The 3,547-nt window shown below is 44.7% G+C and carries 5 protein-coding genes and 1 tRNA gene; 1 reads left to right on the top strand and 5 read right to left on the bottom strand.

Annotated features, from left to right (window positions below; genetic code table 11):
• Nucleotides 1-139 (bottom strand): helix-turn-helix transcriptional regulator (locus tag VIP81_RS33775; protein WP_414649343.1); only part of this gene is annotated, 139 nt, incomplete at its 3' end.
• Between VIP81_RS33775 and VIP81_RS33770 the strand changes: the two genes are divergently transcribed.
• Entirely contained in the window at nt 123-266 is a 144-nt protein-coding gene (locus tag VIP81_RS33770; protein ID WP_414649342.1) for a hypothetical protein, read from the top strand. The two genes, VIP81_RS33775 and VIP81_RS33770, sit on opposite strands and share 17 nt — an antisense overlap.
• A 188-nt stretch (nt 267-454) precedes the next feature.
• Here VIP81_RS33770 and VIP81_RS13415 read toward each other — a convergent pair.
• The 4 genes from VIP81_RS13415 to VIP81_RS13400 form a co-directional block, all read right to left on the bottom strand.
• Nucleotides 455-529: transfer RNA gene (locus VIP81_RS13415), tRNA-Arg, on the bottom strand.
• Nucleotides 530-580: 51 nt separating this feature from the next.
• Complete coding sequence (locus VIP81_RS13410; RefSeq protein WP_331961281.1) at nt 581-2,398, bottom strand: long-chain fatty acid--CoA ligase; 1,818 nt, start codon at nt 2,396-2,398, stop codon at nt 581-583.
• Between the two features lie 31 nt (nt 2,399-2,429).
• On the bottom strand, nt 2,430-2,717 hold the full coding sequence (locus tag VIP81_RS13405; RefSeq protein ID WP_331961278.1) for a 2TM domain-containing protein: 288 nt from the start codon (nt 2,715-2,717) through the stop codon (nt 2,430-2,432).
• A gap of 86 nt (nt 2,718-2,803) precedes the next feature.
• On the bottom strand, nt 2,804-3,469 hold the full coding sequence (locus tag VIP81_RS13400) for a YceI family protein (RefSeq protein ID WP_331961275.1): 666 nt from the start codon (nt 3,467-3,469) through the stop codon (nt 2,804-2,806).
• Nucleotides 3,470-3,547 lie beyond the last annotated feature (78 nt).

The following is a 3,547-nucleotide window of genomic DNA, read 5'->3' as shown; positions in this document are numbered from 1 at the left end:
TAAACGTTGTAATGTCCGGCATTGATTCTCCGCGTTCCCACTTTCCAACTGCCTGGGGACTAATGAATAGATGTTGGGCCAGCTGGGCCTGAGAAATATTCATTTTCTTTCGTGCTGTTGCAATGCTATTGCCCACCATTTTAGTGTTTAACATAGGAACTTTCTTTTTATTTGTTCAACGCAACAAAGGTATCCGGATGTATTTTCCGAATCAAAAAAATGCTACAACTTGTAGTTGTATGCACGCTACCAGTAGTTGTTATTGACAACTGCTCATAGTAATAGGGAGAATTTTAGAGAAGGAACGCTGAAAGCTAAAACCCAGGCAGAAAGAAAAATAGCCTTCAGGTTATGTGGTTCGTTTGCCATTTTAGAAAGCATTGACCACAAACCTGACACCCCTTAAAATTAAAAACCGCCAACGCGTTTATGTATTGCGCTTGCGGTTGTTAGGTGGTAGCCTCAACAGGGATCGAACCTGTATCTAAAGTTTAGGAAACTTCTATTCTATCCATTGAACTATGAGGCCATACCCCATTTCTGGGATCGGGTGGCAAAAGTAAGGGTTTTAAATTAATATTTAAAGACTTTCTATATCTACTTTCCCGTTGGCCGGGGTGTAGATACCGTCGATTTCTTTCTTGAATTTCTCCAGGATCACTTTCCGCTTTGCTTTCAATGTAGGCGTGAGTTCACCGGCGTCAACGGTCCATTCATGGGGGAGGAGTACAAATTTTTTCACCTGTTCAATATGGCTGAAAAACTGGTTGTACTTGTCTACCGCTTGTTTAAAAAGGTCCAGCACTTCGGCGTTTTTCACCAGGTCTTCGTTGGAAGGGCTGGTAATACCACGTTTTGTGGCCCAGTTACGGAGGTTGCCAAACGATGGTACAATCAGCGCTGCTGTGAATTTGCGGTCTTCGCCTACGATCATGATCTGTTCTATGAAAGGCGATTCTTTGAACTTGTTTTCTATGGGCTGCGGTGCTACAAACTTGCCACCGGAGGTTTTGAACAGTTCCTTCTTACGGTCGGTTATTTTCAGGAATTTATTGTCTATCAGTACGCCGATGTCGCCGGTATGGAACCAGCCATTGGTGATGGCGTCGGCGGTAAGGTCAGGGCGTTTATAATACCCGATGGTGACATTCGGGCCTTTGCAGAGGATTTCTCCGTCTTCTGCCAGCATTACCTCCACACCGCTGATAACCGGGCCTACGGTGCCAAACATCCGGTCTTCCACGTTATAGCGGTTTACACTAATTACGGGCGATGTTTCGGTAAGACCGTAGCCTTCCATGATGGGAATGCCGCCGGCAGTAAATATCTTGAGTAAGCGCACCTGGCAGGCAGCCGCGCCGTTTACGATGCATTGTATATTCCCGCCCAGCGCAGCACGCCACTTACTGAAAATCAGTTTGTTGGCCAGTTTGAGCTGCAGGTTATACCAGGCGCCCTGGTCTTTGTTGATCTCATAGCGTTTACCGATGTCTACTGCCCAGAAAAACAGGGCTCTTTTGATCCCTTTGAGTTCCAGACCGGTAGTCATAATCCTTTCATATACTTTTTCCAGGAGTCGGGGTACGGTCGTGAAAATGGTAGGTTTTACCTCTTTCAGGTTATCGCCGATGGAATCCATGCTTTCCGCATAGTAAATGGGCACACCGGAAGTGAGATACAGGTAGGTGACCATTCTTTCAAATATGTGATTCAGCGGAAGAAAGCTAAGGGCTTTCGCTGAATTGTTTACCGGCAGATAAGGCTGACAAGCCAATACATTGCTGATAATATTATGGTGACTGAGCATTACGCCTTTAGGGGTACCTGTAGTGCCGGAGGTATAAATAATCGTTACCAGTTCTTCGGGAGATATATTTTTCTTTACGGTTTCTATCTGTTCAAAATCTGCTTCGTCCCCGAGGTCCACTACTTCTTTCCAGTGTCTGGCGCCTTCAACTTTATTAAAGGTGAATATTTCCCGGATGGTGGGAAATTTGTCACGCATGGCGTTGATCTTCTCTAAGAGATCTTTGTCACTTACAAAGAGAATGCGTGCTGCTGCGTCATTCAGCACGTAGGCTAGTTCGTGTTCGCTGATAGTAGGATAAATGGGTGTGAGCACAGCACCGAGTTGCTGACAGGCCAGATCAGTGAGTATCCATTCTGGTCTGTTAGGCGAAATGATGGCTATTTTATCTTTTTCTTCGTTGTGTTTAACGCCAGCCCGGATGCCCAGTTTGAGTAGGCCAGAGCTGAATTTGAGGGTGATGTCCGCTACTTCTTTTGTACTATATTTTTTCCATTCCCCGTTTTCTTTGCCGGCTAACATGTCTGTTTTAGGATAGTTAGCTAATTGGTAAGAAATCACATCAAATAGTCGTTGCGGTTGGTCCTTCATGCTGCTGTAATTTTGTTTTGGCTCAAATGTGTCAAATGCGCGTGTGTTGTTGTTCTTTCAGCTTTTCATATTCTTTCAGGGTATCTCCGAAAGGGTCTTTATGATATGCATTGAAATATTGAAAAGATAATGCTATTCCCCAGCCCAGCGCTGGCCATACCGGCCAGGGGGTGCCACTGGTTTTATCGCTGTCTGTAAGAAACCAAACAGCCCACAATCCCATGTTAATGACGAGATATATGATGAGATGCGATTTGAATCCGGCCCTGGCCTTCGCTATACGCCAAAGTCGATCGTCTCTTTCTTGTGTATTTTCCATTGAAGTCAGTTTTAGGTAATAGTGGTTGTACTAAATTTAAAATATTTTATTGGCTTCACGGAGAAAAAAACGGAAAAAAAGCGGACTTAGCGGGTGGCCCTGATGTTAAAAGTGATGTTCACCTGTGAGTTGATCAATTTGTCCTGCAGGGATTTATCAGCCCTGTAGCTGATACCCCACTGGGTGCGGTCAATATTGAAGTTGGCCACAGCGCTGAGGGCATTACTGCTGATGTTTACGCTGGCCGGAAAGGATATGTTTTTCGTAACAGACTTCAGCGTCAGATTGCCATTAATAACATGGGTGGCATTTTTCAAGGTGAGTTCATCACCAATAGCTGCCTTAAAAGGCGTTACGCTGGTGATTTCAAATGTGGCAGCAGGATATTTTTTAACATCAAAAAACATTTCACCTTTCAACTCTGTTTCCAGTTTGCGTTTCATGGTGGTATCGGCAGCCAGGTCAGTATCTTGCAGAGAATTCATATTAATGATGAACTGTCCGCCTGTAATGGTACTATCTTTTACATAAATAGCACCGCCGGCCAGCTTCAGCGAACCGTGATGTTTACCTGTTGGTTTGGTGCCTATCCATTCTACAATACTACTGGCGGTATCGGGCAAATAAGCATTGCCGGTGCCTGCCTGTACGGTTTGCGCATCTGTGATCTTTGCTTTGTCAGCTTTGGGCGCCTGTTCGCACGCAATGATGCAGCAGGTAAAAAGGAGTATTACACATAGCAGTTTTTTCATAAATCGATATATGCTTTAAGAAACAAGCGCCCCATGAAACCGGGACGCTTGTTAATAGGTTTCACTATTCAGCCAGTT

It is taken from the genome of Chitinophaga sp. (genome assembly GCF_036566945.1).
GTDB lineage: Bacteria > Bacteroidota > Bacteroidia > Chitinophagales > Chitinophagaceae > Chitinophaga.
Note: the sequence above shows the minus strand (reverse complement) of the source record. Positions and strands in the feature narration are given on the sequence as shown.